We start from the raw sequence: 25174 nt of genomic DNA on the forward strand, positions 1-25174 counted from the left end.
GCTGAACCAGCCGAGAGCTGGAAGCATCGTGGGGCACTATGAGTCGTCCCAACACCGTCAAACGGGGAGGCAGGAGTGGGGCCCACAGACAGCCGAGGTCGGACAGCAGCTGATCTGTGGCAGGAGTTTGGTGACTTCCTGCGTCAACAGGCCGAACAGGCCGGGATGGGCTCCCGAGACGTCGAGCAGGCGTTCAGGGCGGCAGCCCAGCACGAGCAGGAGGTGCAGCGTGAGGTCGATCCGAACGGAGCACGCCCCGCCAATCGCCTGAGCGACATGGCGTTTTCCAAGTCGCACATTGACCGCATCTTCAACGCGCAGGCCAGGCCCAAGCCCCCGTTGCCATTCACCCTGCAGTTCCTGCGCATCACCAGCCAAGCAGCCGGCCTTACGCTGCAAGAACACCAAAGCCTCTGCAACCAGGCACGATCATTGGTGCAGGCCGCATTGGATGCCTCGACCACGACGCACGAGCCGCTGCCAGCTCCTCGCCCCGCTGCCCTGCAGCCGCAGCAGTCCGAGGAAACCGTCGCCGTCCTGCGCCTCGAGCGCGATCTCGCCCGCCACGCAGAGACCCTGGAGCGCGCCCGCCACACCGAGACCCGGCTGCGCTATGCCATGCGGGACGCCGAAATGCTGATGTCGACCTTGCTGCAGATCATCAGTACGCTCCGCGAGATCATCGCGGGTAACGACGTCCGTGAGCTACAGGCCCTGCGCGCAGCGGATCATGCGCGTCTCGCCCGGGTGCGTGAGGAGACCCGTCAGGCGCTGACACACAAGTCCACGGCACAGCAGGAAGCCGACCGGGTTGCGGCACGCATCGTTGTCCTGGAGGGGCTCTGGGGTCGGGCCCGCGTTGAGGTTCAGCGTTTGGCCGTGCACCCCGATGCGGCCGGGTTCCCCCTCACCGATGTCGGCCCTGAACAGCCCGCTCAGCCTCTCCTTGCCCGCGACCTGCTCACGCAGCCGGTGCTCGACGACATCGCAGTCGCCCTGGCCAAAGCACAGGACGTCAATAGCCGAGCAGAAGACATTGTCCAGGACCTGCACCACGCCATCGCCCAGGGACAGGGATTCCTCCCGCCCGAAGACGAACTTGCCGTGCTGCTGGCATCAACCCGCCTCACCGACTCAGCCGCCCGTCACGCCGCGGTCACCCGGCTGAGCACCAACTGGTCTCACGTTCCCCAGGCGCAAGAGGCTGTCCTGCGCCTGGTCGACGACCCGGACGCGGACGTCCGCTGCTATGCCGTGGAGGCACTCACGGAGGGCTGGTCAGGCAACACCGAAGTTCAAGAAGCCGTGCTGCGCTTGGCCGACGATCCGAATGCCATGGTTCGTCGGGCCGTTCCTTCTGCTCTCAGCGAGGGCTGGTCGGGTGATCGCACAGCTCGTGACGCTGTTGTGCGTTTGGCTGCTGACTACGACGCGGATGTTCGCCGTGATGCCGCCAATGCGCTGGCGCAGGGCTGGCCGGGCGGCGATCTCCAGGTGCGTGACGCCGTGCTGCACTTGGTCGACGATACTGAGCCGAACGTCCGCTACAGCGCCGTTGATGCGCTGGAGAAGGGTTGGCGGGGCGACCTCGCCGTTCGAGACGTCGTCCTGCGCCTGACTGCTGATCAGAGCGCGGACGTTCGCCGCTACACCGCCTCTGCGCTCGGCTACAGTTGGCCAGGCGACCTGCACGTACGTGACGCGGCTCTGCGCATGGTTGCCGATCACGACGCGGACGTGCGCCACTACGCTGCTGACGCGCTGGCGCAGGGCTGGCCGGGCGACCTCAAGGTACGCGAGACCGTCTTGCGTCTGGCCGACGACGTGAACGAGGACGTCCGCCGCTATGCCGCTGACACGCTGAGGCAGGGGTGGCCTGGCGATCCCGCCGTCCAGGACGCGCTCCTGCGCCTGGCCACCGATCACGCCGCAGATGTCCGCGAGTCCGCCAGCTCCGCGCTGGCGCAGGGGTGGCCCGGCGATGTTGCCGCCCGGGACGCAATCCTGCGCCTGGCCACCGATCAGAACGCGGAGGTCCGCAGGTCCGTCATCCGTGGGCTGGTACAGGGGTGGCCGGGCGAGTTCGCGGCCCGGGATGCGCTCTTGCGTCTGGCCGGAGATCAGGAATCAGCAGTGCGTCGGTCCGTCGCCGATGGGCTGGCGCGGGGCTGGCCGGGCGATGCTGATGTGTATGCCACGGTCGTGCGGCTGGCTGCGGATCAGAGCGTGGACGTCCGTGAGACTGCTGTCGACGGGCTGGCGAACGGCTGGCCGGGTGATCCCACCGCCCGGGACTGGGCTGTGCGTCTGGCGGCGGATCAGAGTGCGGAGGTTCGCCGCTCGGCTGCCTCGGCGCTGGCGCAGGGCTGGCCGGGTGAGGTCGAGGCTCGGGACGCGGTCGTGCGTCTGGCGGCGGATCAGAGTGCGGAGGTTCGCCGCTCGGCTGCCTCGGCGCTGGCGCAGGGCTGGCCGGGCGAGGTCGTGGCTCGGGACGGGGCCATACGGCTGGCCGACGATCGGGAGTCGGCGGTTCGCCGCTCCGTCGCCGAACGCCTGGGCCATGGATGGCCGGGCGATGCCATGGCCCGGGACGCGGTCGTGGGCCTGTCTGCGGATCAGAACGCGGATGTCCGTTACGCTGCCGCCGATGGGCTGGCGCAGGGCTGGCGAGGCGACCTTCCGGCCCGGGATGCGGTCATGTCTCTGGCTGCGGATCAGAGCGCGGATGTCCGTCGCTCGGCTGCTTCCGCATTGGCGAAGGGATGGCCGGGCGAGCTAGCGGCCCGGGATATGGTCGTGCGGCTCGCTGGCGATCAAGAGCCAAAGGTTCGCCGGTCCTCGGCCTCGGCGCTGGCGCAGGGCTGGCCGGGCGATGCCATCGCCCGGGATGCGGCTGTGCGCCTGGCCGCGGATCAGAGCGCGGAAGTCCGGCGCTCTGCTGCGTCCGGGCTGGCCCAGGGCTGGCCGGAGGACCTCACAACACGGGACGTTGTTCGAGGACTGGCCGGCGACGCCAGTGCCGCAGTCAGGTCAGACGCAGCCCAAGGCCTATCGCAGGGCTGGCCAGGCGATCCTGCCGCCCGGGATGCGGTCGTGCGGCTGACGGCGGATCAAAGCGCGGACGTTCGCGACACTGCCGTCTACGGACTGGCGAAGGGCTGGCCGGACGATTCCATCGCCTGCGGCGCTGCCATGCGCCTGGCAACCGATCAGAACCTGGACGTACGCCGCTCCGTCGTCTACGCCCTGGCGCACGGTTGGCCGGGGTCCTTTGCCACACGGGACGTCGCCCGTGGACTGCCCAACGCAGCCAGGATCGCACCCAAGGATGTGGCCCAGAGCCGGCCAGACCACTTTGAAGTACGTGAGGCGCTCGTGCGACTGGCTGCGGATCAGGGTGCGGACGTCCGCGAGGTTGCTGTCGAGCAACTGGCGACGGGATGGCCGCGTGATTCCGTGGCTCGGGACGCAGTCGTACATGCGACTACGGATCAGAGCGCAGACGTCCGCCGCTACGCGGCCTCCGCATTGCCACAGGGCTGGCCGGGCGATGCCATAGCCCGGGATGCGCTCCTGCGTCTGGCAGCGGATCAGAGCGCGGACGTTCGCGACACAGCCGTCAACGGACTCGCGAAGGGATGGCCGGGCGATCCCGACGCCCGCGATGCGGTCGTGCGGCTTGCTGCGGATCAGAGCACGGACATCCGCAACTCCGTTGCCTCCGCGTTGGCGCAGGGGTGGCCGGGCGATTCCATGGCCCTGGAAGCTGTCCTCCGTCTGGTTGGAGCTCCGGCGATTCGAGGGGCTGCCGCCTCCGCCTTGGCACAAGGGTGGCCTGGTGATTCCGTGGCCCAGGAGGCTGTCTTGCGGTTGACCGAAGCTCCGGACGCGGACGTGCGAGGCAAGGCGGCCGCTGGGCTGGCGGGCGGTTGGCCGGGCCCTCTTGAGGTACGGGACGCTGTGCTGCGTCTTGCTACCGACCACAACGCGGACGTCCGCCGGGCCGTCGCCGGTGCGCTGGTGCGGGGATGGGCCGGCGATCTCGATATCCGTGGCGCCGTATTGCGCCTGGCTGCCGATGAGAACGCGGACGTCCGATGGTCTGCCGCCTCCGCCCTGGCTCGGGTGTGGCCGGGCGATCGCGTAGCTCGCGACGCGCTCGTACGTCTGGCCGACGATCAATACGGCGTAGTCCGCCAGCATGCTGCGGAACTACTAGACCCCAGGCCCGCACCGGAAACCGAGGGGCCACTGCAATAGCGCCTTCGTGCCTTGTTGTCGTCTGTTGTGATGCTTGAAGCTGTGGTTCCGCATGTAGATGCCTCGTGCAGGTCACAGCTTCAGCAAGCACCGTGCGCATGGGGGGAGTTGGGGCCACACTGTGGTCTCTGCAAGCTCACCGGGGGGCGAGGATGGCAGAGACGTCGTCGGACAGCACGGATCAGTCAGAGGGGGAGGGCAGCGGGGAGCAGGCGCAGGCTGGGCATGCTCGGCGGATGAAGACGTGGGTGGCTGCCGCGGTGGCCGCTGGATTGGCGGCGGGCGTCGCCGGTGAGGCACAGGGTGTCTTCTCTGCGGTGGTGGACGAGTTCCGGGCGGTACCCCTTCCATGCCTGCTTCACCGGCTCCCGGGCCAGCAGCCGTGACGGTGATTGTCTATGCCCCCGAGGAGGAGAAGCCGGCCGAGGTCTTCTTCGACGAGACGCAGACGCTGCCGTTCGCCGTCTTGCAACACTTCGTGGCGACCGTAGCCTCACGGCTACCAGGCACGGGATCGTAGAGCCGGTCCTGCGGCACAACAAGCTCCTGAGCCGACATCACGAGTTCAAGTTCAGTACCTCAGCCGGATCGACTACGGCATCACCTCCTCCAACGTCTTCGGCAAGGCCTCCGAAAAGGTCACCTTCACCCCCGCCGAACGCTGCCTGGTGACCGGCACCGAAAACTGCTCCTCCCTCACCTCCACCACCGCCTCCCACTGGCCGGACGTGCCGTTCGACCAGATCTGCGACTCCGGCAAGGTCTGCTCCGCGACCGCTCCCACGTTCTTCTCCCGCAAGCGCCTCACGTCCGCCACCACCAGCATCTGGGACGCAAGCCTGGCCACCCCCAACTACCGGGACATCGACACCTGGACGCTCGACCAGTCCTTCCCCGACCCCGGCAACGGCACCTCCGCCGGCCTGAGGCTGACGATGCTTTGCACGTCACTCGCGTACCGGCCGTACACCGGCACTCAGGCGCTGACCGGATCCTTCGGCCGGGCCGGCGTCAACCCGGTCTGCTTCGTTCTCGGGCCGAAGACGGCCAGGACGACGGCGCCGAGCAGCCACGTGCCGGCGATGAAGAAAAAGACACTCTTGTAGCCCGAGCCGTTGTACAGGCCGGCGATGATCAGCGGTCCCACGGCGTTGGAGAGTCGGCCAAGGCCGTACGAGACGCCAGTGCCGAGCGACCTGCCGTGGGTGTCGAACAGCTCGGGCGAGTACGCGTACCCGAGCGCCGTATAGCCGCGCTCGAACAGGTTCACCAGGAACCCGAAGACGATGATCAGGACCGGGTTGAACGTCAGCCCGTACAGCAGGCCGCACACGGCGATGATCGCGCCGAAGGCCACCAGGCACCACTTGCGCTCGAACCGGTCGGTGACGAGGGCAGCGATGTACGAGCCGAGTGGCGCGCCCGCTGTGCTGAGCGCCACGTAGAAGACGGACTTCTCGACGCTGAAGCCCTCTTTCGCGAGCAGCGTCGGAGCCCAGCTGGAATAGCCGAAGAACCCGATGGTCTGGGTGACCCAGAGCACGGTCAGCAGCAGGGTCGGCAGGAGGTATTTCCTCTGGAACAGGATGCGCAGCGGCGCCTTCTTCAGGACCGGCGGGTCCGTGGGCGGCGCGGGCAACGGCAGCGGGCCCTTCTCCGCAGTGATCTGCGTTTCGAGTTCCGTCAGGATCGCATCGGCCTTGGCGTGCTCGCCCCTGCTCTCGTACCAGCGCGGGGATTCCTTGAGGTGCCGCGCGAAGAAGAGGTAGACGATGCCGAGCGCGCCCCACAGGTACACAAGCCGCCACGACCAGTCGTTGATCGGCACGACGGCGCTCGCGACGAAATTGGTGACAGGTGTGCCGCAGATGCCGATGACGATCGCGTACGCCTGGAACTTTCCGCGCAGCGCGGAGGGGAAGAGTTCGCTGACGTAGATCACGGCGACGACGGTCATTGCGGAAAGGCCCGTGGAGGTCAGCGCCCGGAAGACGCCGAGGGAGACGATGTCCCAGGAGAACGCCGAGGCCAGCGAGAAGACACTGAAGAACACGGTAGTGACGTTGAGCGCCGTCCTGCGGCCCCACCTGTCGGCCATCCAGCTCGCGACGACGGACCCGAGGAACATACAGACGAACGACAGCGAGGTGACGTACGCCACCTGATTCACGGTGACACCCCAGAGCTTGATCAGCCGGGGTGCCGTCACCGCGAAACTGTTGATGTCCGCGAATTCGAAGAAATAGGCGAAGGCCACCGCCATCAGGGTCAGCTTGTGGAATCTGGAGATCGGTAGCCGGTCGAGCCGGTTCTTCGCGTTGGAGTGCAGCATGGGGGAGCCCCTTCGTTTCGTTGTGGGTGCGGAAGGGGCTCAGGCGTTTTCGCCGGGCCAGTAGAGCCGCATCGGATTGTCCACGAGCAGCTTCTGGCGCATCGCGGCGGTTACGGCGACCTGGGGCACGTAATCGACCAGCAGTCCGTCGTCCGGCATGTGGTCCGCGAGGTTCGGGTGCGGCCAGTCGGTGCCCCACAGTACGGAATCCGGGAACTCCTCGACGACCTTCCGGCCGAAGGGCACCACGTCCGAGTAGGGCTCGCGCTCCCCGTTGAGGGCGGGGCGGCCGGTGGCGGTGAGCCGCTCGGGACAGGTCACCTTGACCCACACGTCGCCGTGTTCCACGAACCGCAGGAACCGTGCGAAGTCGGGCCCGTTCACGGGCTTTGTCACATCGGGGCGACCCATGTGGTCCACGACAAGTGGGGTTGGCAGCGCGGTGAAGAAGCTTTCGAGGTCGGCGAGATCCTCGCTCTCGAAGTAGATGACCACATGCCAGCCGAGTGGCGCGATGCGCTCGGCGATCGTGGCGAGGTCCTCCTTAGGCGCGGCGTTGACCAGGCGTTTCAGGAAGTTGAACCGCACCCCGCGCACGCCGGCCTCGTCCAGCTCCGCCAGTTCGGTGTCGGTGATGTCGGGCCGTAGGGTGGCGATGCCGCGCGCGCGGCCGCCGGACGCCCGCACGGCGTCGACCATGGCGCTGTTGTCAGCGCCGTGGCAGGTGGCCTGCACGATGACGTTGCGGCTGACGCCGAGGTGGTCGCGGAGCGCGAACAACTCGTCCTTGCCGGCGTCGCACGGCGTGTACTTGCGCTCCGGCGCGTACGGGAACTCCGCGCCCGGCCCGAAGACGTGACAGTGCGCGTCGACGGTGCCCTCGGGCAGGGTGAAGGCCGGGGCGGACGGGTTCCGGTACCAGTCGAGCCACCCGGGCGTCTTGATGAACGGTCCACTCATGCCTGTTCTCCCTGCTTGCCGCCGACGTAGCGCAGTCCTGCGGCCCGCAGGGGCTCGCGCATACCGTACATGTCGAGGCCGAGCTCACCCGCAGCGAACCGCTCCCGCTTGCCCTCCTCGTTCTCCTCCCGCTTGCGGCCGGCGGCCGCGACCTCGGCGACCTGTTCGGCCGGCACGACAACGACGCCGTCCGCGTCGGCAGCGACGACGTCCCCCGGGCGCACCAACGCGCCCGCACAGACGACGGGGATGTTGACGGAGCCGAGGGTTGCCTTGACGGTGCCCTTCGCGTTGACGGCGCGGCTGAAGACGGGGAAGTCCATCTTCTCCAGCGCGGCCACGTCCCGGCAGCCGCCGTCGATGACCAGGCCGACCGCGCCCCTGGCGCGGGCCGAGGTGGCGAGCAGCTCGCCGAAGAAGCCGTCCTCGTTCTCCGTGGTGCAGGCGGCCACGAGCACGTCGCCCGGTCCGACCTGCTCGACGGCGACGTGCAGCATCCAGTTGTCCCCGGGCTGGAGCAGCACGGTCACGGCGGTCCCGCAGAAGGCGGCGCCGTGGTAGACGGGCCGGATGTAGGGGCGCAGCAGGCCGGTGCGGCCCATTGCCTCGTGGATGGTGCTGACGCCGAGCGGCGTGAGCGTCTCGACGTCGGTGCGGGAGGCGCGGCTGATGTCCTGGTGGACGACTCCCAGTTCGTACATGGTTCTGTGCTCCCTCTGCGTCAACGGCCCTGCTGCCTGAGCAGGGTGTCGAGACGCGGGTAGACGGCGCGGACGTTGTGTTCCTGGATCTCGGCCAGGGCCGTGGCGCTCAGCCCCGCGGACTCGATGTAGCGGCGGGTGTCGTCGAAGTGGTGGCCCGAGCAGGGGTCGATGTCCCGGACGGCGCCGATCATCTCGGAGGCGAAGAGAACGTTGTGGCGGGGCACGACCTCGAGCAGCAGGTCGATGCCGGGCTGGTGGTACACGCAGGTGTCGAAGAAGACGTTGCCGAGCACGTGCTCCTCCAGCTCCGGCTTCTTGAGCGCCATCGCGAGGCCGCGGAAGCGGCCCCAGTGGTAAGGGACGGCTCCGCCGCCGTGCGGGATCACCAGGCGCAGCGTGGGGAAGTCCTTGAACAGGTCGCCCTGGATGAGCTGCATGAAGACGGTCGTGTCGGCGTTGAGGTAGTGCGCGCCCGTGGTGTGGAAGGCCGGGTTGATGCTGGTGCTGACGTGCACCATCGCCGGGAGGTCGTACTCAACGAGCTTCTCGTACAGCGGGTACCAGGACCGGTCGGTCAGCGGCGGCGCCGTCCAGTGCCCGCCCGACGGGTCCGGGTTGAGGTTGACGGCGACCGCACCGTACTCCTTGACGCACCGTTCGAGCTCGGGCACCGAGGTGGCCGGGTCGACGCCGGGTGACTGGGGGAGCATCGCGGCGGGCACGAAGCGCTCCGGGTAGAGAGCGGCGACGCGGGCGCACAGCTCGTTGCAGATGGCGGCCCAGCGGGAGGAGGTGGTGAAGTCACCGATATGGTGCGCCATGAAGGAGGCGCGGGGCGAGAACAGCGTGACGTCGATGCCGCGCTCATCCATCATCCGCAGCTGGTTCCGCTCGATGCTCTCGCGGATGTCGTCGTCGCTGATGCGCAGGTCGGCCGCGTCCGGTACGGCCGAGGGGTCGGTGAGCCCGGCGATCTGCCGCTCCCGCCAGGCGCCGAGCGCGGGCGGTGCTGTGGTGTAGTGGCCGTGGCAGTCGAGGATCATCGCTGTTCCTTGTTGGGGACCATGGCGCCACCCGCCATGATCAGACGGGCGGTGCGCAGCAGCGCGGACTTGGTGACCCGCTGCGGGTCATCGGGGTCGAGGCCCAGCGCCACGCTGAACTCGCCGGACGGGTGCTCGACGGAGACCGTGACGTCGGCGTCCGGCGCCGCCTGAACACCGGCGATCGCGTGGGCGACGCTCCCTTCGAGCACGCAGGCGGTGGCCGCCGTGACGGCCGCGAGCACGCCGATCGACTCGTGGCACACCCGCGGGATGAAGCTGCGGGTGCTCAGGGTGCCGCCGTGCGCGGGCGGCGCGACGAGCGTCATCTTGGGGTAGTTCTTCGCGGTCACGTCCCCGAGGCCCATCAGCTTCCCGCAGGTCAGCCGAAGGTCCTCGACGCGGGCCTTGAGTTCGGCGTCGGTGTTGAGCTCCGCCGCGGTCTCGTAGCCGGTGCGGCCCAGGTCGGCGGCGGCCACGATCACCAGGGGCTGGCCGTTGTCGATGCAGGTCACGTCGACGGGGCCCACGCCCGCGACCTCGACGCGGTCCCGCACCTGCCCGGTGGGCAGCAGGGACGCACAGACCGAGCCCGCGGTGTCGAGGAAGTTGATGGTGACGGGTGCCGCGGTGCCGGGGACGCCGTCGATCCTGGCGTCGCCCCCGTACGCGACGAAGCGGCGGCCGTCAGGGCCGAGCGGGGTCCTGATGGTGATCTCGGCGGTCAGCCCGGTGTTCAGTGTGAGCACGCGCGCCGTGGTCTCGTCGCCGGAGGGCGTGAGCAGCCCGGACTCGACGGCGAACGGCACGACGGCGGCGAGCATGTTGCCGCAGTTGGGCGTGGTGTCCACGAGATCGCTGTCGGGCTGCAGCTGGCAGAACAGGAACTCCAGGTCGATGCCGGCTCGCGCGCTGCGGTCCACGATCCCGGCCTTGCTGGTGAGCGGGTGTGCCCCGCCGAGCCCGTCGATCTGGCGAGGGTCGGGCGAGCCCATCACGCCCAGCAGGACCGCGTCACGGCCCGTGGTGTCGGCGGGCAGGTCGGCCGCGCGGAAGAAGGGGCCGCGCGAGGTGCCGCCGCGCAGGAACCAGCAGGGGATCGCCGTCTGCCCGCCCGGTGGCGGTGGCCGGGACACGTCCGTGTGTTGGACCGTCGTGGGTTGCGTCATTGCTCTCCCCTTCGCTGGTGATGGCCGTCAACATAACCATCGACGAAATTGTTGACAATAGTTCCGACGAAATAGTCGTCGTGTCGAAGTGTGGATAGACTGCGATGACATGCGGCCCGGAGGACGGGCCCCGGAGCGGGGAGGACGACGCGTGGCGGACAACCGGGTGACCGGTCAGGAGGGGCGCCGCCTCGTGAGTACGGCGATCCGCCGGGCGCTCTCCGCAGGCGACCTCGTGCCGGGCCAGCGCCTCGTCGAGCAGGAGCTGTCCGAGAGCCTCCACGCGACCCGCAACTGCGTCCGCGAGGCGCTCCAGGACCTCGCGGCCGAGGGCCTGGTCGAGCTGGTGCCGCGCCGCGGCGCCCGCGTCCGCGTGGTCTCCGTCGAAGAGGCCATCCAGATCACCGAGTGCCGTGCCGCCCTCGAGGGCCTGTGCGCCCGCCGCGCCGCCCAGCACGCCTCGGCGGAGCAGCGCGAGGGTCTCCGCGAGATCGGCTCCCGCATGCGGGAGGCGGTCACGGGTGGCGACCTCAACACCTACTCCGCCCTCAACCGCGAACTCCACGCCCGCATCGCGGAGATGAGCGGCCAGAAGGTCGCGGGCGGGCTGCTCGACCGACTCAAAGGCCAGATGGTCCGCTACCAGTTCCGCCTCGCCCTGCGCCCGGGCCGCCCCGCCAAGTCGCTGCCGCAGCACCTCGCCATCATCGAGGCGATCGTCACCGGAGACGGACACGCCGCGGAGGACGCAGCCCGCGCCCACCTCGACAGCGTCATCGAGGAGCTGCGAGCCACGCCCGTCACGGAGCCAACGAGGTCCGCAACTCACACTGTCCGCGCCTGAACCGCCCCGAGGCAGCCCTCCCTTCCTCGGGACGTCCCCGAGACCCGGCCCGAGAAGAGCGAAGACTCATCCGGCGATACGTTCTCGCTTCACCCGGCATGACAGTGGCGGGCGAAGCGAGAATTGTTCAGCGACCCCAACGCCGGAGCAGGAGCAACTGCCAGTTGAAGCGTCCGCGACGGAGGCGGGGAGAGGGTGCCCGCCGGGCCGGTTGGGGTCGCCTTGTTTCGAACCCCAGGCCGGTGTGTGCGCGTAACTCAGGTAGAAGAAGGGTCTGGTTTCGGGTAGTCCGCCCTCTGTCCTCTTCAGGGGTATCGTGCAGAGGTCGGTCGTGCCGGCCGCTCGGCTACCTCCGTGCGGCTGGCTGAGGCTGGACTGCGTGGCGACAGACCCAGCAGTTCCAGCGTTCGCTGTGACGCCTGCCCGAATGCCTGAATGGCCACAGGGACTTCCGCGGCGCCGTGAGGGTTAGACACAGCGCAGGCCTGAGCCTCTACCAAATCGTTCGCGAACTGCACAGACTCCGGGGCCGCTGACGGAGGGATGCTGAGCTTTCCAGGGGGGATGACGGGCTCGATCAGGGCCCACCGCTCAGCGGACAAGTTGCTCTTGTAGGGCTGGCGGTCGCTCGGCCGCCATCGGCGCGTGTTTGCCGGCCGTTCCCCGGCAAATGCTCCGCCTCCCGCCCGGCAGTTCCGGCGCGGGAAGCGGGTGGTGCCACCCCACTGCTTATTCCTGGGCGACGACACGCGGCGCCACAGTGTGGGCGCGCTTGTCCAAGGTGTACCGACGTTGCAGCGCGATGGCGATCGTCATGAACACGGCCGGCACCAAGGTGAAGCCGTAACGAACGGCCGCCAGCGCGCCGGAAGACTGCGTGGTGTGCTCGCCCGCGGTACTGGCCACGAACCCGCCCGCAGCCAGGCAGGCCGAGTACACGTACGGCCCCAGTGCGCCGCCGGTGGCCTCGGCGGCGGTCCACAAGCCGGTGTAACTGCCCGCACTGACGGTACCGGCCGACCCGGCGGCTGCGATGACGTCGGGCACCATCGACAGCGGCATCAGCTGCATTGCGGCGAACGCGACGCCCTGCATCGCCACGGCTGCGATCAGCAGGGGCAGGCCGGCCCCAGCGCCCAGGGCCAGCACCAGCGAGCCGGCCACGAAGACGGCCTGGGCGGCGAGCAGGCTGCGCTGCTTGCCGAGACGCCGGGCCACCAGTACCCACAGGGGCGTGGTCAGGACCGCCGGCGCCATGAACGCCGCGATGAGCACGGTCGTGAGCGCGGAGCGGCCCAGCTCGTACTCGGCAAAGTACGGCATGGCGGCCAGTACCAGGTTCATCGTGATCGCGACGGTCAGATATGACGCAGTCAGCGCACGGAACTGCCGGTCACGTAGCGCCACCAGCAGCCCGCCCCGGTGCCCCGGCTCGGCCGGGGTGCCCGGCGCAGCCCGGTTGAGGCGGGCGACGCCGGTGATGCCGACCAGCATCGCCGCAAGCATGGCCGCGCCGAGCAGCAGGGCCATTCTCATGTAATCGCCGACGCCCGGATCGTCGCCGGCGACCAACGGCGCGGCCACGCCGGCGAGCAGTACGCTCACGGTGATCACGACATTGCGGTAGCCCATGAGGCGTGTCCGCTCGTGGTAGCCGATGCCCAGGTCGGCCGGTGTGGCGAGGTAGGAAACCTGGTAGCACGAGTAGAGCAGGTTGCCGGCGACCAGCGCCACCGCGACCCATATCGCTGCGGTTGTCCCGTGCAGGTCCGACGGCACGGCGAACAAGGCGACGAAGGCGAGCACCACGACGCAGCCGGCCATCATCAGTTGCCGGCGGTGGCCGCCGCTGGCCAGGCCGGCATCGGAGATCCGGCCCACCCACGGGTGCACCACGATGTCGGCGACATTCGGCAGCAGCAGCGCGAGGCCGGCCACTTGCGGCGGCACGGCGAGGACGTCGGTCAGGAAATACAGCAGGAAGATACCCGGCACGGTGACCCAGATGCCCATGCCGATCGAACCGGCGGAGAACGGGATGAGTGCACGCAGGGGGAGCCGAACGTTGGTCATGAGCCGCCTTCAGGGAATCCGCCACAGGGGACTGTCGTTGCTCGCATGCGTCCTCAGAAGGCCAGGGCCAACCGGCGTACGGCTTCCCGTAGTTCTTCCGGAGTGCGGTCGCTGTAGGCGAACCGCAGGTGCCGGGCCGAAGACCGCCGCCGGGGGTCCGCCGCGAAGAACTCGCCCGGCTGGTACATCACGCCGTGGGCAGCTGCCCGCTGGAACAGTGCCGCGGGGTCCACAGCGTCGTCGGTGAGCCGCGGCCAGAGGAACAGCCCGCCTTCGGGGGCCACGATGTCGAGGGCGCCCGGGAGTTGTTCCTGTAGGGCGTCGACCAGCACGCCGGCGCGTTCCTGGTACAGCGCGGTGGCGCTGCGCACGATCCGGTCGAAGAATGGGGCGTCGTCGGTGAGCAGCCGTTCGATCATCGCCTGGGTCACCGAGGAGGTGTGCACGTCGAGGCGGTTGCGCAGCCGGATCACCGGGTCCACGAGGTGGTCCGGCAGCACCAGCCAGCCCACGCGCCAGCCGGGGCCAAGGGTCTTGGTGAAGGTGTTGACGTGGATCGCCCGATCCGACTGGTTGAAGACCGCGACGCCCTGGTCCTGGCCGCCGAAGCGCAGTTCGCGGTACGGATTGTCGACGATCACGTAGAAGCCGTACCGCTCGGCGAGCTCTATCAGTGCCTGCCGCTTCGGGGCCGAGAGACTGACCTGGGCGGGGTTGTGGAAGTCGGGCACAGTGTAGGCCGCTGCGATCCGGGCGCCAGTGGCGAGCCGCCGGGCGAGGTATTCGACATCGAAGCCGTCGGCCACGACCGGTACCGGCAGGGTCCGGGTCGTCGATACCTCCAGGGCCCACAGGAAACCGGGGAACACCGGATCGTCCACCGCGACGGTGGCACCGCGCTCGACGACGGTCAGCACCGCCAGTGCGAGACCGTGCATGCCGCCGTTCGTGACCACGATGCGGCTCGGGTCGACGTCCTCCCGTTTCGCGATCCAGTCGCACAGCGCGTCGGACCCGCGCGCCGGCGCGTACTGCAGGCACACGGCCGCGGCGTCGGGGTCCTGCCACAGCTGCGCCGATGCCCGGCCGATCGCCTCGACCGGCAAAGCCTCGGGCGCGGGGATGCCACCCAGCAACCGGATGGTTCCGGGGGGAGGGGCGGCCAGGCTGGCGTCGACGAAGCCCTTCGGCGCCGAGAGCCCACGGGCCAGGGCCGTCAGCCCGCTCTGTTCGTCAGGGCCCGCAGTCATGCGTTGCCTCCAAGTCGTGAGAGGAGTCGTTCGGCGCGTCGCGCGAACAGGTGCGCCTGGCATGCGGTGGATTGCGTGTAGGCCCGTTCGGCGGCGGCCCGGACAGCGGTGAGGGGTGCACCGCGGGCCTGCAGCAGGCGCGCCTTCAGCAGCAGGAGCAGCCCTTCGGCGTAACGCTGGCCGTAGTCCCGCATTGCCTGGTCGGCTCGGTCGAGTGCGTCGTCGGCTCGATCGGGCAGCCCGGCTGCCAGCCACATCTCGGCGATCAGTGCGTAGTGGTAGGTGATGCCCCACTGCGGCGGATCGAGCAGGTTGGCGACCAGGAGTTCCTCGGCCTCGGCCGCGGCGCCGGCCGGATCCTCGCCGGTGAGGGCACGTGCCCAGCACCAGTTCTGCCGGATGTAGTGATCGATCTGGGCGCGGAGACGGGCGAGGCCGGCGGCGGCCCACCGCTCGCCGGCTCGCCGTGCCGTTTCGGCATCCCCGGCCATGGAAGCGATCATGGTCGTGTAGTAGACCCAGACCGAGACCGCAAACGGGTCCCCCGGGGTGTCCCAGGTGTCGACGAAAGCCAGCGCCGCGTCGACATCACCGTGTAGCGCAGTCATGACCGCTCGCCAGCCGGGCCCTTCCCCGGGAATGCTGCCGTCCCGCCTGAGCGGTGTCTCTCCATCCGGGGCGACGGTGCCGCCGACAGCGGCGCCGTCCTCCTTGGTGAAGGACCGATATGCCTCGCCGATGTTGCCGATGTCCCACTGATGCAGGCCCCAGGCCAGCCGGCCGTAGCGTCGGACGACCGGATCGGAGGACACCTGACCGAGCTCGTGCATGCGGCGGGCCAACTGCCCACGGCCCTTCTCGATCGAGGTGTAGGCACCCATCAGGCGGATGAAGAGGAAGTCGGCGGCCTCCGCGTCCCGGCCGAGGGTGCGGGCCAGGTATTCGGCCCGCTCCAGCAGATCGAAGGTCGAGGCGTCGTAGCCCGCCTCTCGTCTGACGACGATGGCGAGCAGTGTGAGGGCGGAGAACTCCAGCTCCATGAGCCCGGAAGCACGGGTGACCTGTACGGCGGAGCGCAGCTGTCGACTGGCGGACTCGAAGGCGAGTTTGGCCGCCGCGCGGCGCCCGGCGCGCATGAGCGCCTCAGCGGTGCGAGCGGGTTCGGCGAGGGGGCCGGCGGCCCACAGGTGGTAGGCGAGGCGTTCGGCGACGTCCTCGTCGTCGGCATGGATCTGTTCGAGCGCGTCCGCGACGCGCAGATGCATGTGGGCGGCCTGCTGTTGCGTCGCGGTCTCGGAGACCGACTCGCGCACCAGGTCGTGTGCGAAGCGCAGCGAGGACGGGTCCTTCGGCCCGGGTTCGAGCAGCCCGAGAGTATGCAGCGGTTCCAGGCGATGGAGACAGTCCGCGACGGCCACACCGGTGGCGCGGGACAGCAGCCTGACATCGACGTCGCGGCCGATGAGCGCGGCCACCTGCAGCAGGTCGAGGGCACGGTCGTCGAGCCCGGCCATCCGATCGCGGACGACGTCATGGACGGTGGAGGGGACCCCGGCCGATGCGGACGGTTCGCTGTTGCCGATCGCACCGTCCCCGCCCAGGAGCCGGGACAGTTCGCGGACGAAGAACGGATTGCCGGAGGTACGGGCGTGGATGGCGCGGGCCACGGCGTCGCCGGGATCCTGGCCGGCCTCATGGCGGATGAGTTCGCTCACGTCGGCCAGAGCGAGCGGGCCGAGCCTGAACCTGCGGTGACCGGGCCGCCGGCTGGCAGCGGCCAGCACCCGGGACAGGCCCGGGCCGAGTGCGGGTGCGCGGTCACGTAGCGCGCCGATGATCGCGGTGCCCTGGGGCAGCCGCTCCGCCAGGTGTTGCAACAACTGCAGGGAGGTGGTGTCGGCCCATTGGAGGTCATCAAGTATCAAAAGTGTCGGCCGCCGCGCCGAGGCTTGCCCGACGAGGGCGACGACCTGTTCGAACAGCCGGAACTGGGCGTTGCCGTCGGGAAGTTCCCGGGTTGCGTCGTCCCGCGCCGCGAGGAGGCTTCCCAGCCCGCCGGTGAGCCACTGCCCGCCCGCCGGAGCGGGCAGACTGTCGAGGACCTGACTCAGGGCCTGCTCCCATGGCCACATCGCCGGTGTCCCGTCGCCCTCCAGGCAGGAGCCCCAGACGGTGAGTGCACCCAGCCGGCCGGCCACGGCGGCGGCCTCCTCCAGCAACCGGGTCTTGCCTGCGCCCGGTTCGCCTTCGACAACGCCGATCGCGGTGTCGCCGGCAAGTGCGCGCTCCACCATGCCCCGCAGCGTGGCGAGTTCCTCGGTCCGGCCGATCAGAGTGGCCGCCGTGATCCGCCCGACCTCCTCGCGCGCCTCCCGCACAAGCGGCGACGCCCGGGGCTGCGTCAGAATCCGCCGCTGCGCGTCCTCCAGCGCCGGCCCCGGGTCGATGCCGAGCTCGTCGACGAGCCGGTCGCGGGCCTGACGAAACACCGACAGCGCCTCCGCCTGGCGTCCGGTGGCGCCGAGAACGCCGACAAGAGCGGCCTGCACGGGTTCGTTGAACGGTGCCATCGATGCGGCCAGTTGCAAAGCCGCAAGCACCCGCTCCGGTCGGCCCAGCGACACCGCAAGCTCCGCCGCCGCCGTGCACGCGTCGTAGAACTCGTTGTCGAGTGCGGCGAAGACCGTCGTGGCGGTTGTCCCCTCGGCGATGCCGTCACCCGCCGAACCATGCCAGAGCCCGAGCGCTCCGACGTAACGATCGAGGGCCACATCGTGATCGTGCTGAGTCAGCGCGGCCCTGGCGCCATCGACGAGTTCTCGGAAGGCGACAAGGTCCAGCGTGGCGGGGCCGGCGGCGAAAAGGTAGGAGTTGCCGCGACGGTGGAGGAACGAACCGGCCTCGCGGACGGGCCGCAAAGGCTCGAACAGCCGTCGCAACGCGCCGATGTACTTCTGGAGAATGTTCACCGCCGACGCCGGGACGTCCTCGGCCCAGACCAGGTCGATCAACTCGCTCGTGCTGATCGGCTTGCCCGCGCGGGCGAGCAGCACCGCGAGCAGGTACGACTGCTGCCGAGGCCCGGCGTCCAGTTCGACGCCGTCCCGCCAGATCCGCAACGGACCGAGAATCTGCAGGCGCAGATGTCCGCCGGAGGAAGCCATGCCCACCCCTACCCCCACCCACAGGCCGGCCACGATCGGCTGCGGCCCAGCCACTTTACGGTTGATCCGCGGCCTGGGTCCATCCGCCGAGACGACCGCTGGGCGCTACTGACATGGCGGAACCAGGACCCCCATCGGCCGGTACCCACGCATCGGCGCCCCGCGGCCGATCCACATGCCGATCCGCTGGGCCCGGTGTGATTCGGCCTCAGCCGCTGAGGCGGTCCGGTATCGAAAAGCTACGCGCTGTTCTCGGCCATGCAAGGGCTCTTCGACGGATCGCCGAAAGGCCGGACGCGGGCGGCCCACCTCAGCGCCGATGCTCGACGCATCGGCCAAGGTCCCGTACCGCACATGGCAGCGCCATAACGGCCTCGCGCCCCAATCATCTCGGCTTCTCGGCACTGCTTCGTGACCTGCCCAACCTGACGTTGTCACAGCGAGAGCTTGGTGCACTGGCACCATCGTCAGATCCTCTGTGGCGAGTGCCAACTTCTCATTCGAGCGAGGGCGATGTCGGTCGGCGCCCTTCTCGCTGGGCGTGCGTACAGAGACGGACTTTACGGACGGTGGAGCACTGTCCACAGACGGTCCAGTCTGCGTCAAGTGGATGGCGCCAGTCTTTCGTTGTGCGGCGGCGTCAATGCCTGCCGGACTGCTTACCTCACTGACGCGATGACCTTGAATGTCCAAATCGGCTGAAAGGGCAGGACTCACCATATGAGCCCAGTGCAACCGTTCCGGAGAATTGTGACCGGCCATGACCCGTCCGACCATGCGGTGATCATGCAGGACGCACCGCCAACTCGCGTCGTGGAGATCGGCGGGCCTGGTGGCCCGATCTTCCATGAGGTGTGGAATACGCGCCAGACACCAGCCGTCATCGACCGGCAGTCGGCTGAGCCGGCGGAGGACGGTCTGGTGCTCGGACCTCCCGAGCGTGGTACTCGCATCCGGGTGATCGACTTCCCTCCAGAGGACGACCGAATACGAAACCTGACGGGGGGCGAGGCGGCCGAGAAGTTCGGGGAGATGGGCGGTGCCGACGCCGCACGGTCCGTTGCCGGCGCCCCACATCCGTTGATGCACCGCACGCAGACGATCGACTACGGGATCGTCATTGAGGGCGAGCTCACGCTGGTTCTCGACAATAGCGAGACCATCGTCCGCACCGGAGACGTCGTGATTCAGCGCGGCACCAACCACGCATGGGCGAACCGGTCGGCCGCGAACTGCCGGGTCGCCTTCGTACTCATCGACGGCCAGTACACCGACGGACTCTGAGGAGGAGCACGTATGCGTATTCGACCCATCCCACCCGACGAGCTCAACCCTCAACTCCGCGAGGTGCATGACGGCATCGCCGGCCTCGTCACCCAGGAGCAGGGCCGCGTCGTCATCCTCGACGACGACGGTGCGCTCGTCGGGCCGTTCGCGGCGATGCTGCACTTCCCCACGTTCGGGGTTCCGGCTCTGCTTCTGCAGCGGGCGGTCGCGGCCGAGGCTCGCCTCGATCCCATCGTTCGCGAGGTGGCGATCCTCACCGTTGGCGGCGCCTACGGCGCCCGGTACCTGCTGTACGCACACGAGCAGACGGCAGATGAGGTCGGCCTTGCGGTGGCACAGATCGCGACCTTGGCAGCGGGCGGGCGACCCTCCGGGCTGAGTGACGAACAGGCCGTCGCCCACGACGTCGCGATGGCGTTGACCTCCGGGCGCACCCTGTCGGACTCTACATACGACCGTGCCACGCAGTTGCTGGGCCATGACGGGGTCGGCGAGCTCGTGTTCCTCATCAGCAGCTACTGCCTCATCGCGATGGTGCTGAACTGCTTCGACGTGCCGGTCCCCGGTCGGGATCCGTCAGCCCAGCCGTGACGACGACAAGGCGTCTGCCCACGATTGCGGCGTCGCGGATCGTCACTTCGTAGTGCTCGGGGTCGAGGCGCAGAGCTGTAGGCGTCGTCGGACACGACCCGGATCCGGCCGGATGCGGAGGCAGCCTCCGCCAATCCGAGGCACGGCGACGGGTCCGGGATCGTGACGAACGCTGAGCTGTCGCAAGATGTCCATGCTCTGCGCCCCGGCTCCATCGAGCGGATCGGGTCGAGGCACTATCGGTGTGGGTGGGCGCTGTCTCTCGGGTTGGTTGCCGCATTGTCCGCCCGGTCGAGTGCCACATCGGCCTCGTCCAGTTTACCGGCCGCCAGCCACATCTCACCGAGGAGCCCGTACCAGGTGACCAGGCCCGAGCGAGGCGGGCCGGAGAGCGACGCGACGGTCAGGTCCTGCGCTTCTGCGGCGGCGCCGACCGGGTCCTCGCCAGTCACGGCACGCGCCCAGCACCGCGCCAGCCGTTGGTAGCCGCCTAGGAAGCCGAACGAGAACGCGGGGTCCACGGCGATCCCGCACTCAGCGAGCGCAGCGCCCGCGCCGGGTCACCGATCAACGCGGCGACCCTGGCGGAGTAGGTCGCCCAGGCCGTGATCACGGAGGGATCGTCTCCTGCGGCGGCCTCCATCGTGTCGAGCAGGGGCGCTCAGTCCGGCTTCTTACCGACAACCACGGTTCCCCGTCCCGAGGCCGGATCACTGCGGCTCTCGAATACCGACACATCACCGGTGCGGCCTCGCGCGCGCCGCTCATGCTCCGCCGACGCGTACCGGACGGTGCGTGAAAGGCGCGACCCCGACCGCCGTAACTGTGGTCATCGCCGATGTGCGCCGGGTTCCGGCTCAGGACAATCGTGGCCATGAACCCCTTCGATGACCCTGACGGCGAATTCCTCGTGCTGGTCAACCACGAGGGACAGCACTCGCTCTGGCCCCACTTCATCGACGTGCCCGACGGCTGGGACGTGGTCCATGGACGCGACAGCCGTTCCGCGTGCCTGGCCTACATCGAGGAGAACTGGACCGACATGCGGCCCAAGAGTCTGATCGAGGCGATGGGCGGTTAGCCGCCCGCAGCCGTCAGGTGGCCGGCCCGCGGTGAGGCATCTCCGCAGCGAGTGAGGGAAGACCGTGGAGTGCAGCATCATGTTCTTCGGCGCGGACCCGGTGGCGCAGGAGACCGAACACGCGACCAAGTACGAGGACATCGTGGCCGTCACCCGCGCGGCCGAGGAACTCGGGTTCGCCGCCGTTTGGACGCCGGAGCGGCACTTCCAGCAGGTCGGTCAGGTCTTTCCCAACCCGGCTCTCCTCAGTGCCGCCCTCGCCATGGTCACCGAGCGGATCGCGCTGCGGGGCGGCAGCGTGGTGCTCCCGCTGCACCACCCCCTGCGGGTCGTGGAGGACTGGTCGGTGGTCGACAACCTGTCCCACGGACGTGCCGGATTCTCGGTCGCCACCGGATGGCACTCCGCCGACTTCGTCCTTGCCCCCGGTCACTACGACGACCGCCGTGAGCGCGCGCTGCGGGACATCCCGCTGCTCCGCCGTCTGTGGAGCGGCGAGAGCGGCGAGTTCGCCGACGGCACCGGCCGCATGGTCGCCGTACGGCCCCAGCCCGTTCCCGTGCAGGCCGAGCTTCCGCTCTGGCTCAGCGCCTCCGGCTCCCTCGCTACGTGGGAGACGGCCGGGCGGCTGCGGACAGGGGTGCTGGGTGCCACCGTCGGACAGAACAGGCCGGGCCTCGTCGAGCGGATCGCCCGCTACCGGGCCGCCTACCGCACCGCGGAGTCCCCGCCCGCGGTGGGGCCGCACGGCGACCACGGCACCGTGACGCTCATGGCCCACACCTATGTGGGCACCGACGACGCCGAGGCGCGGCACACGGCCGAGGCTCCGCTCAAGGCATATCTCTCGTCCCACATGCGGCAGATGCAGAGCAACAGAGACGAGGGAGCACCCACCCCGCTCGACGAACGGCAGGTCGACCAGCTCACCGACTTCGCCTACCACCGCTACCTCTCCTGGGGCAGCCTGATCGGCTCGCCGGACACCTGCGCGGCCAGACTGTCCGAACTGCGAGACCTCGGCTGCGACGAAGTCGCCTGCTTCGTGGATTTCGGACTCGGTCAGGACCGTGTCCTCGCCGGCCTGCACAGACTCGCCGCCCTACGGAAGGACCTGGCATGACCACACCCGTGTCCTCTTCGGTGCTCGACCGGTTCTCGGCCCTGGACGCAGAGCAGCGGATCCGGCTGATGCGCCGGCTGGTGGAGGCCGGCCGGGTGGACCAGGTGCCGGCCGTGGTCCCGCTCCGTGACGGCGACGGACCGGTGCCGCTCAGCCCCGCACAGGAAGACCTCTGGGTCTTCGAGATGCTGCATCCCCGTACCGCGGCACTCCATCTCTGCATCGCCTACCACTTCGACGCACCAGTCGAACCGGAACAGCTCTCCGCCGCCCTCACCATGGTGCAGGACAACAACGACGTCCTGCGGGTCCGCGTCTCGGGCGACTCCACGGATCCGGGCAGCCTGCGGATGGACTTCCCGCCTACGGGTCCCTTCCCGCTGGAACGACTGGACCTGCGCGCCTGCGGCCTGACCCAGGAAGAGGTCTTCACCTCCTTCCGGGACCGTACCTTCGACATCGCGGGCGGAGAACGCCTCATCCGGGGCCTGTTCGTCACCGTCGACGACGAGCGTGCCGTCCTGCTGCTCTCCCTGCACCACATGATCACCGACTGGTGGTCGTTCGACGTCCTGCACACCCAGTTCGCCGACGCCTACCGAGCGGTGACGGCGGGCGGCGCCCCGCTGCGGCGCTCGGCGGTCCAGTACGCCGACTTCGCCGCGTGGCAGCGCGAGTTGAAGGCGGCCGGTGTCCTCGACGCGCGGCTCGGCTTCTGGGAGAGCTACCTGGCCGACCCACCCGCACCCCTGCTCGTCCCCGGAGCCCGCGCCGCGACTGAGGAGTTCGGGATCGCCCAAGTCCCCTTCGCCATGGACGCCGAGACGGCGCTGGCGGTACGGGAGTTGGCCCACAGCCGCGGCACGACCGTGTACACGGTCCTGATGGCGGTGGTCGCCGCGTTCACCGCCCGCCTCACCGGCGCCTCCGACCTGGTGCTGGGCACCCCTGTCGCCAACCGGTCGGCCAAAGGGGTGCAACAGGTCATCGGCTACGTCATGAATCTCGCGCCCACTCGCTGGCGGGTGGGCCCTGCCGACACCCTGGCCACCCTGATCGACCGCTTCGCCGGCGAACTCCCCGACCTGCTGGCCCATGCCGTCGTACCCGTCGGCAGCATCGTGGAGCGCACCTCGCCCGCCCGCACCGCCGGCAAGTCCCCGCTGTTCCGCTGGCTGTTCATCTACACCCCGCAGCAGGAGAGCGCGCGGCGGCTGCGCGAGTTCACCCTGCCGGAACGCGTGCACACCGGTGGTGAACACGATCTGGTCGCCATCGTCCAGGACTCCGACGACGGTTTCCGCGGCTTCTTCGAAGTGCGCACCGACGTCTACGACCCGGCGGATGTCCGGCATTGGGCGGACGGGTTCACCGCACTGCTGCCCACGTTGGTCAGCCGGCCGGAGACACCGGTCGCGTCGTACGACCTGCTGACGGCGGGCCGGCGACAGCAACTGCTGAGCGGGGTCGGAGAAGGCGCGGAGTGCGCGAGCCTGCCGGAACTGCTGCGTCGACAGGCCGAGCGAACCCCCGACACACTGGCGCTCGACGCCGACGGCGAGACGCTGACCTACGCCCAACTCGCCGACCGAGTACGGCACTTGGCGGGCGCGCTCGCGGCGCGAGGCGCGGGTCCCGGCACGACCGTCGCCGTGGCGTTCGGTCGTGGAGCTGCTGCCACCACCGCCGCGCTCGCCGTCCAGCACACGGGCGCGGCCCATCTGCCGCTCGATCCGGCCGGACCGGTGCATCGCCTACGCCACATGCTCGACGACGCGCATCCGGTGCTCCTGGTGACCGAGCCCGACGCGCCGACGCCCTACGCTCCCACCGGACTGCCCGTGCTCGAACTGGACGAGAGCGCCCTCGCCGCCGCGCCGGCACCGCCGCGCGTCCCAGCGCCGCAGCAGGCGGCGTACCTGCTCTACACCTCCGGCACCACCGGTCGTCCCAAGGGCGTCGTCGTCCCGCACGCGGGCCTCGCGGGCCTCGGACGGCACCTCGCCGGGCTGTACGGCCTCGCGCCGGGCAGTCGCGTGCTCCAGATCGCCTCCCCGGCCTTCGACATGTCCGTCGCCGAGACCGCGATGGTCTTCCGCTCCGGCGCCACCCTGGTCGCGGCGCCACCCGGTCCATGGGCCGGAGAGGAACTGGGCAGACTCATCGGGGAGAAGCGGATCACCGATGTGTTCGTGCCCCCTGCCCTGCTCGAGGGCGTGTCCCCCGACCAGTGCCCCGATCTGCGTACCGTCGGCCTCAGCGGCGAGGCGTGCGGCGCCGCCCTGGTCTCCCGATGGCTCACCGCCGGACGTACGGTCCTCAATCTGTACGGCCCCACGGAGACCACCGTCATCGCGACGGACACCCGCCTCACCGACGAAGACGCGCTGCCGTCGATCGGCGGACCGTTTCCCGGAACACGCGCGTACGTCCTGGATCCCGTGCTGCGCGCGCTGCCCGTCGGCGTGCAGGGCGAGCTGTACGTGGCGGGGGACGGACTGGCGCGGGGCTACCAGGGCAAACCGGCCCTGACCGCCGAACGCTTCCTGGCGGATCCGTACGGCGGACCCGGCACCCGCATGTACCGCACCGGCGACCTGGCCCGTGTCCGGCCCGACGGCGGTCTGGACTTCTTGGGCCGCGCCGACGACCAGCTGAAACTGAACGGCCTGCGCGTCGAACCCGGCGAGATCGAGGCGGTGCTCTCGGAACATCCCCTGCTCCGCCAGGCGGTGGTGGTGCTCCGGGAGGACACCCCCGGTGAGCGCCGACTGGTCGCGTACGTCGTCCCCCGTCCCGGTCACCGGGTGGACTCCAAGGAACTGCGCGCACATGCGGCATCGCGTCTCCTGCCGGGGATGGTGCCGGTCACCTACGTCGAGCTGGACACGCTGCCGCTGACCTGGAACGGCAAGATCGACAGGGGAGCGCTGCCCGTTCCGACGGCAGGCCCCGCGCGCCCGGACGCCGGTCCTCCGACACCGCGCGAGGCCGTGCTGAGAGACCTGTTCGCGCGGCTGGTGAAGCGCAAACAGGTCTCCGTCGACGACGACTTCTTCGAGTCCGGAGGCGACAGCGTGATGGCGATCCGACTCGTCGGCCTGGCCCGTGAGGCGGGCCTGCTGTTCACACCCGTGGACGTCTTCGAGGCCCGCACCCCGGCCGCCCTCGCGAGCCTGGCCCGGCCGGTCAGCGCCGACGAGGAGGCCACGACGGGGCACGCGCCCGGACGACTGCCCCTCACACGCGTCCGGAGGACGACACCGCCGGCGTAGACACCACCCTCGACACCG

18 protein-coding genes are annotated in these 25174 nt (G+C 69.5%); 8 read left to right on the plus strand and 10 right to left on the minus strand.

Annotated elements, in window-relative coordinates; all coding sequences use genetic code 11:
- Positions 1 to 75 precede the first annotated feature (75 nt).
- Together ACSHXN_RS42120 and ACSHXN_RS42125 are read left to right on the plus strand one after the other, a co-directional pair.
- Positions 76 to 4260, plus strand: a complete 4185-nt coding sequence (locus tag ACSHXN_RS42120; RefSeq protein WP_438306287.1) for a HEAT repeat domain-containing protein — start codon at positions 76 to 78, stop codon at positions 4258 to 4260.
- Between the two features lie 382 nt (positions 4261 to 4642).
- Positions 4643 to 4780 carry a hypothetical protein gene (locus ACSHXN_RS42125; protein ID WP_356294290.1) on the plus strand — a complete coding sequence of 46 codons (138 nt, stop codon included), beginning with the start codon at positions 4643 to 4645 and terminating at the stop codon, positions 4778 to 4780.
- Between the two features lie 72 nt (positions 4781 to 4852).
- Here the strand turns inward: ACSHXN_RS42125 and ACSHXN_RS42130 are convergent, their stop codons facing one another.
- The 6 genes from ACSHXN_RS42130 to ACSHXN_RS42155 form a co-directional block, all read right to left on the minus strand.
- On the minus strand, positions 4853 to 5086 hold the full coding sequence (locus ACSHXN_RS42130; protein ID WP_356294292.1) for a hypothetical protein: 234 nt from the start codon (positions 5084 to 5086) through the stop codon (positions 4853 to 4855).
- A 150-nt stretch (positions 5087 to 5236) separates the two neighbouring features.
- A complete protein-coding gene (locus tag ACSHXN_RS42135) occupies positions 5237 to 6592 on the minus strand; it encodes an MFS transporter (protein ID WP_359457888.1) in 1356 nt (451 codons plus the stop codon).
- 39 nt (positions 6593 to 6631) lie between these two features.
- The gene (locus ACSHXN_RS42140) at positions 6632 to 7552 is read right to left on the minus strand and encodes an amidohydrolase family protein (protein ID WP_356294296.1); all 921 of its coding nucleotides are present in this window, start codon (positions 7550 to 7552) and stop codon (positions 6632 to 6634) included.
- Positions 7549 to 8253: a 4-carboxy-4-hydroxy-2-oxoadipate aldolase/oxaloacetate decarboxylase gene (gene ligK / locus ACSHXN_RS42145; protein ID WP_438306288.1), complete on the minus strand. Its 705-nt coding sequence runs from the start codon at positions 8251 to 8253 to the stop codon at positions 7549 to 7551. The genes ACSHXN_RS42140 and ligK overlap by 4 nt, the downstream gene beginning before the upstream one ends.
- A 20-nt stretch (positions 8254 to 8273) precedes the next feature.
- Positions 8274 to 9299, minus strand: coding sequence for an amidohydrolase family protein (locus ACSHXN_RS42150; protein WP_438306289.1), 1026 nt, complete (start codon positions 9297 to 9299; stop codon positions 8274 to 8276).
- Positions 9296 to 10468: a 4-oxalomesaconate tautomerase gene (locus tag ACSHXN_RS42155; RefSeq protein WP_355140126.1), complete on the minus strand. Its 1173-nt coding sequence runs from the start codon at positions 10466 to 10468 to the stop codon at positions 9296 to 9298. The genes ACSHXN_RS42150 and ACSHXN_RS42155 overlap by 4 nt, the downstream gene beginning before the upstream one ends.
- Before the next feature lie 109 nt (positions 10469 to 10577).
- Here ACSHXN_RS42155 and ACSHXN_RS42160 point away from each other — a divergent pair, with 109 nt between their 5' ends.
- A complete protein-coding gene (locus tag ACSHXN_RS42160) occupies positions 10578 to 11312 on the plus strand; it encodes a GntR family transcriptional regulator (RefSeq protein WP_438306290.1) in 735 nt (244 codons plus the stop codon).
- Between the two features lie 729 nt (positions 11313 to 12041).
- Here the strand turns inward: ACSHXN_RS42160 and ACSHXN_RS42165 are convergent.
- The 3 genes from ACSHXN_RS42165 to ACSHXN_RS42175 are packed head-to-tail and all read right to left on the minus strand — an operon-like array spanning position 12042 to position 17799.
- Positions 12042 to 13385, minus strand: a complete 1344-nt coding sequence (locus ACSHXN_RS42165) for an MFS transporter (RefSeq protein WP_355140128.1) — start codon at positions 13383 to 13385, stop codon at positions 12042 to 12044.
- A gap of 53 nt (positions 13386 to 13438) precedes the next feature.
- Positions 13439 to 14635 (minus strand): PLP-dependent aminotransferase family protein, encoded by a 1197-nt coding sequence (locus tag ACSHXN_RS42170; protein ID WP_355140129.1) that lies wholly within the window; start codon positions 14633 to 14635, stop codon positions 13439 to 13441.
- Positions 14632 to 17799 (minus strand): BTAD domain-containing putative transcriptional regulator, encoded by a 3168-nt coding sequence (locus tag ACSHXN_RS42175; protein WP_438306291.1) that lies wholly within the window; start codon positions 17797 to 17799, stop codon positions 14632 to 14634. The genes ACSHXN_RS42170 and ACSHXN_RS42175 overlap by 4 nt, the downstream gene beginning before the upstream one ends.
- Positions 17800 to 18612: 813 nt before the next feature.
- Here ACSHXN_RS42175 and ACSHXN_RS42180 point away from each other — a divergent pair.
- Positions 18613 to 19083, plus strand: a complete 471-nt coding sequence (locus ACSHXN_RS42180) for a cupin domain-containing protein (protein ID WP_383357508.1) — start codon at positions 18613 to 18615, stop codon at positions 19081 to 19083.
- A 12-nt stretch (positions 19084 to 19095) separates the two neighbouring features.
- Positions 19096 to 19677 carry a carboxymuconolactone decarboxylase family protein gene (locus ACSHXN_RS42185; RefSeq protein WP_438306292.1) on the plus strand — a complete coding sequence of 194 codons (582 nt, stop codon included), beginning with the start codon at positions 19096 to 19098 and terminating at the stop codon, positions 19675 to 19677.
- A gap of 236 nt (positions 19678 to 19913) precedes the next feature.
- Here ACSHXN_RS42185 and ACSHXN_RS42190 read toward each other — a convergent pair whose 3' ends face one another.
- Positions 19914 to 20198 (minus strand): hypothetical protein, encoded by a 285-nt coding sequence (locus tag ACSHXN_RS42190; RefSeq protein ID WP_356293361.1) that lies wholly within the window; start codon positions 20196 to 20198, stop codon positions 19914 to 19916.
- A gap of 353 nt (positions 20199 to 20551) precedes the next feature.
- Here ACSHXN_RS42190 and ACSHXN_RS42195 point away from each other — a divergent pair, with 353 nt between their 5' ends.
- The 3 genes from ACSHXN_RS42195 to ACSHXN_RS42205 all read left to right on the plus strand — a co-directional run bounded on the left by ACSHXN_RS42195 (position 20552) and on the right by ACSHXN_RS42205 (position 25156).
- Positions 20552 to 20758 (plus strand): MbtH family protein, encoded by a 207-nt coding sequence (locus ACSHXN_RS42195; protein WP_286328989.1) that lies wholly within the window; start codon positions 20552 to 20554, stop codon positions 20756 to 20758.
- Positions 20759 to 20822: 64 nt separating this feature from the next.
- Positions 20823 to 21881, plus strand: a complete 1059-nt coding sequence (locus ACSHXN_RS42200) for a MupA/Atu3671 family FMN-dependent luciferase-like monooxygenase (RefSeq protein ID WP_355138735.1) — start codon at positions 20823 to 20825, stop codon at positions 21879 to 21881.
- The gene (locus ACSHXN_RS42205) at positions 21878 to 25156 is read left to right on the plus strand and encodes a non-ribosomal peptide synthetase (protein ID WP_355138737.1); all 3279 of its coding nucleotides are present in this window, start codon (positions 21878 to 21880) and stop codon (positions 25154 to 25156) included. Before ACSHXN_RS42200 ends, ACSHXN_RS42205 begins: the two co-directional genes overlap by 4 nt.
- Positions 25157 to 25174 lie beyond the last annotated feature (18 nt).

Source organism: Streptomyces sp. HUAS TT11, assembly GCF_051553595.1.
Classification (GTDB): domain Bacteria; phylum Actinomycetota; class Actinomycetes; order Streptomycetales; family Streptomycetaceae; genus Streptomyces.

Bases quoted from the DNA above. Each gene is read 5' to 3' on its own strand.
- ACSHXN_RS42130 (WP_356294292.1), bottom strand. From the start codon at position 5,086: ATGCTGGTGGTGGCGGACGTGAGGCGCTTGCGGGAGAAGAACGTGGGA.
- ACSHXN_RS42135 (WP_359457888.1), bottom strand. From the start codon at position 6,592: ATGCTGCACTCCAACGCGAAGAACCGGCTCGACCGGCTACCGATCTCC.
- ACSHXN_RS42140 (WP_356294296.1), bottom strand. From the start codon at position 7,552: ATGAGTGGACCGTTCATCAAGACGCCCGGGTGGCTCGACTGGTACCGG.
- ligK (WP_438306288.1), bottom strand. From the start codon at position 8,253: ATGTACGAACTGGGAGTCGTCCACCAGGACATCAGCCGCGCCTCCCGC.
- ACSHXN_RS42150 (WP_438306289.1), bottom strand. From the start codon at position 9,299: ATGATCCTCGACTGCCACGGCCACTACACCACAGCACCGCCCGCGCTC.
- ACSHXN_RS42155 (WP_355140126.1), bottom strand. From the start codon at position 10,468: ATGACGCAACCCACGACGGTCCAACACACGGACGTGTCCCGGCCACCG.
- ACSHXN_RS42160 (WP_438306290.1), top strand. From the start codon at position 10,578: ATGCGGCCCGGAGGACGGGCCCCGGAGCGGGGAGGACGACGCGTGGCG.
- ACSHXN_RS42165 (WP_355140128.1), bottom strand. From the start codon at position 13,385: ATGACCAACGTTCGGCTCCCCCTGCGTGCACTCATCCCGTTCTCCGCC.
- ACSHXN_RS42170 (WP_355140129.1), bottom strand. From the start codon at position 14,635: ATGACTGCGGGCCCTGACGAACAGAGCGGGCTGACGGCCCTGGCCCGT.
- ACSHXN_RS42175 (WP_438306291.1), bottom strand. From the start codon at position 17,799: ATGGCTTCCTCCGGCGGACATCTGCGCCTGCAGATTCTCGGTCCGTTG.
- ACSHXN_RS42185 (WP_438306292.1), top strand. From the start codon at position 19,096: ATGCGTATTCGACCCATCCCACCCGACGAGCTCAACCCTCAACTCCGC.
- ACSHXN_RS42195 (WP_286328989.1), top strand. From the start codon at position 20,552: ATGAACCCCTTCGATGACCCTGACGGCGAATTCCTCGTGCTGGTCAAC.
- ACSHXN_RS42205 (WP_355138737.1), top strand. From the start codon at position 21,878: ATGACCACACCCGTGTCCTCTTCGGTGCTCGACCGGTTCTCGGCCCTG.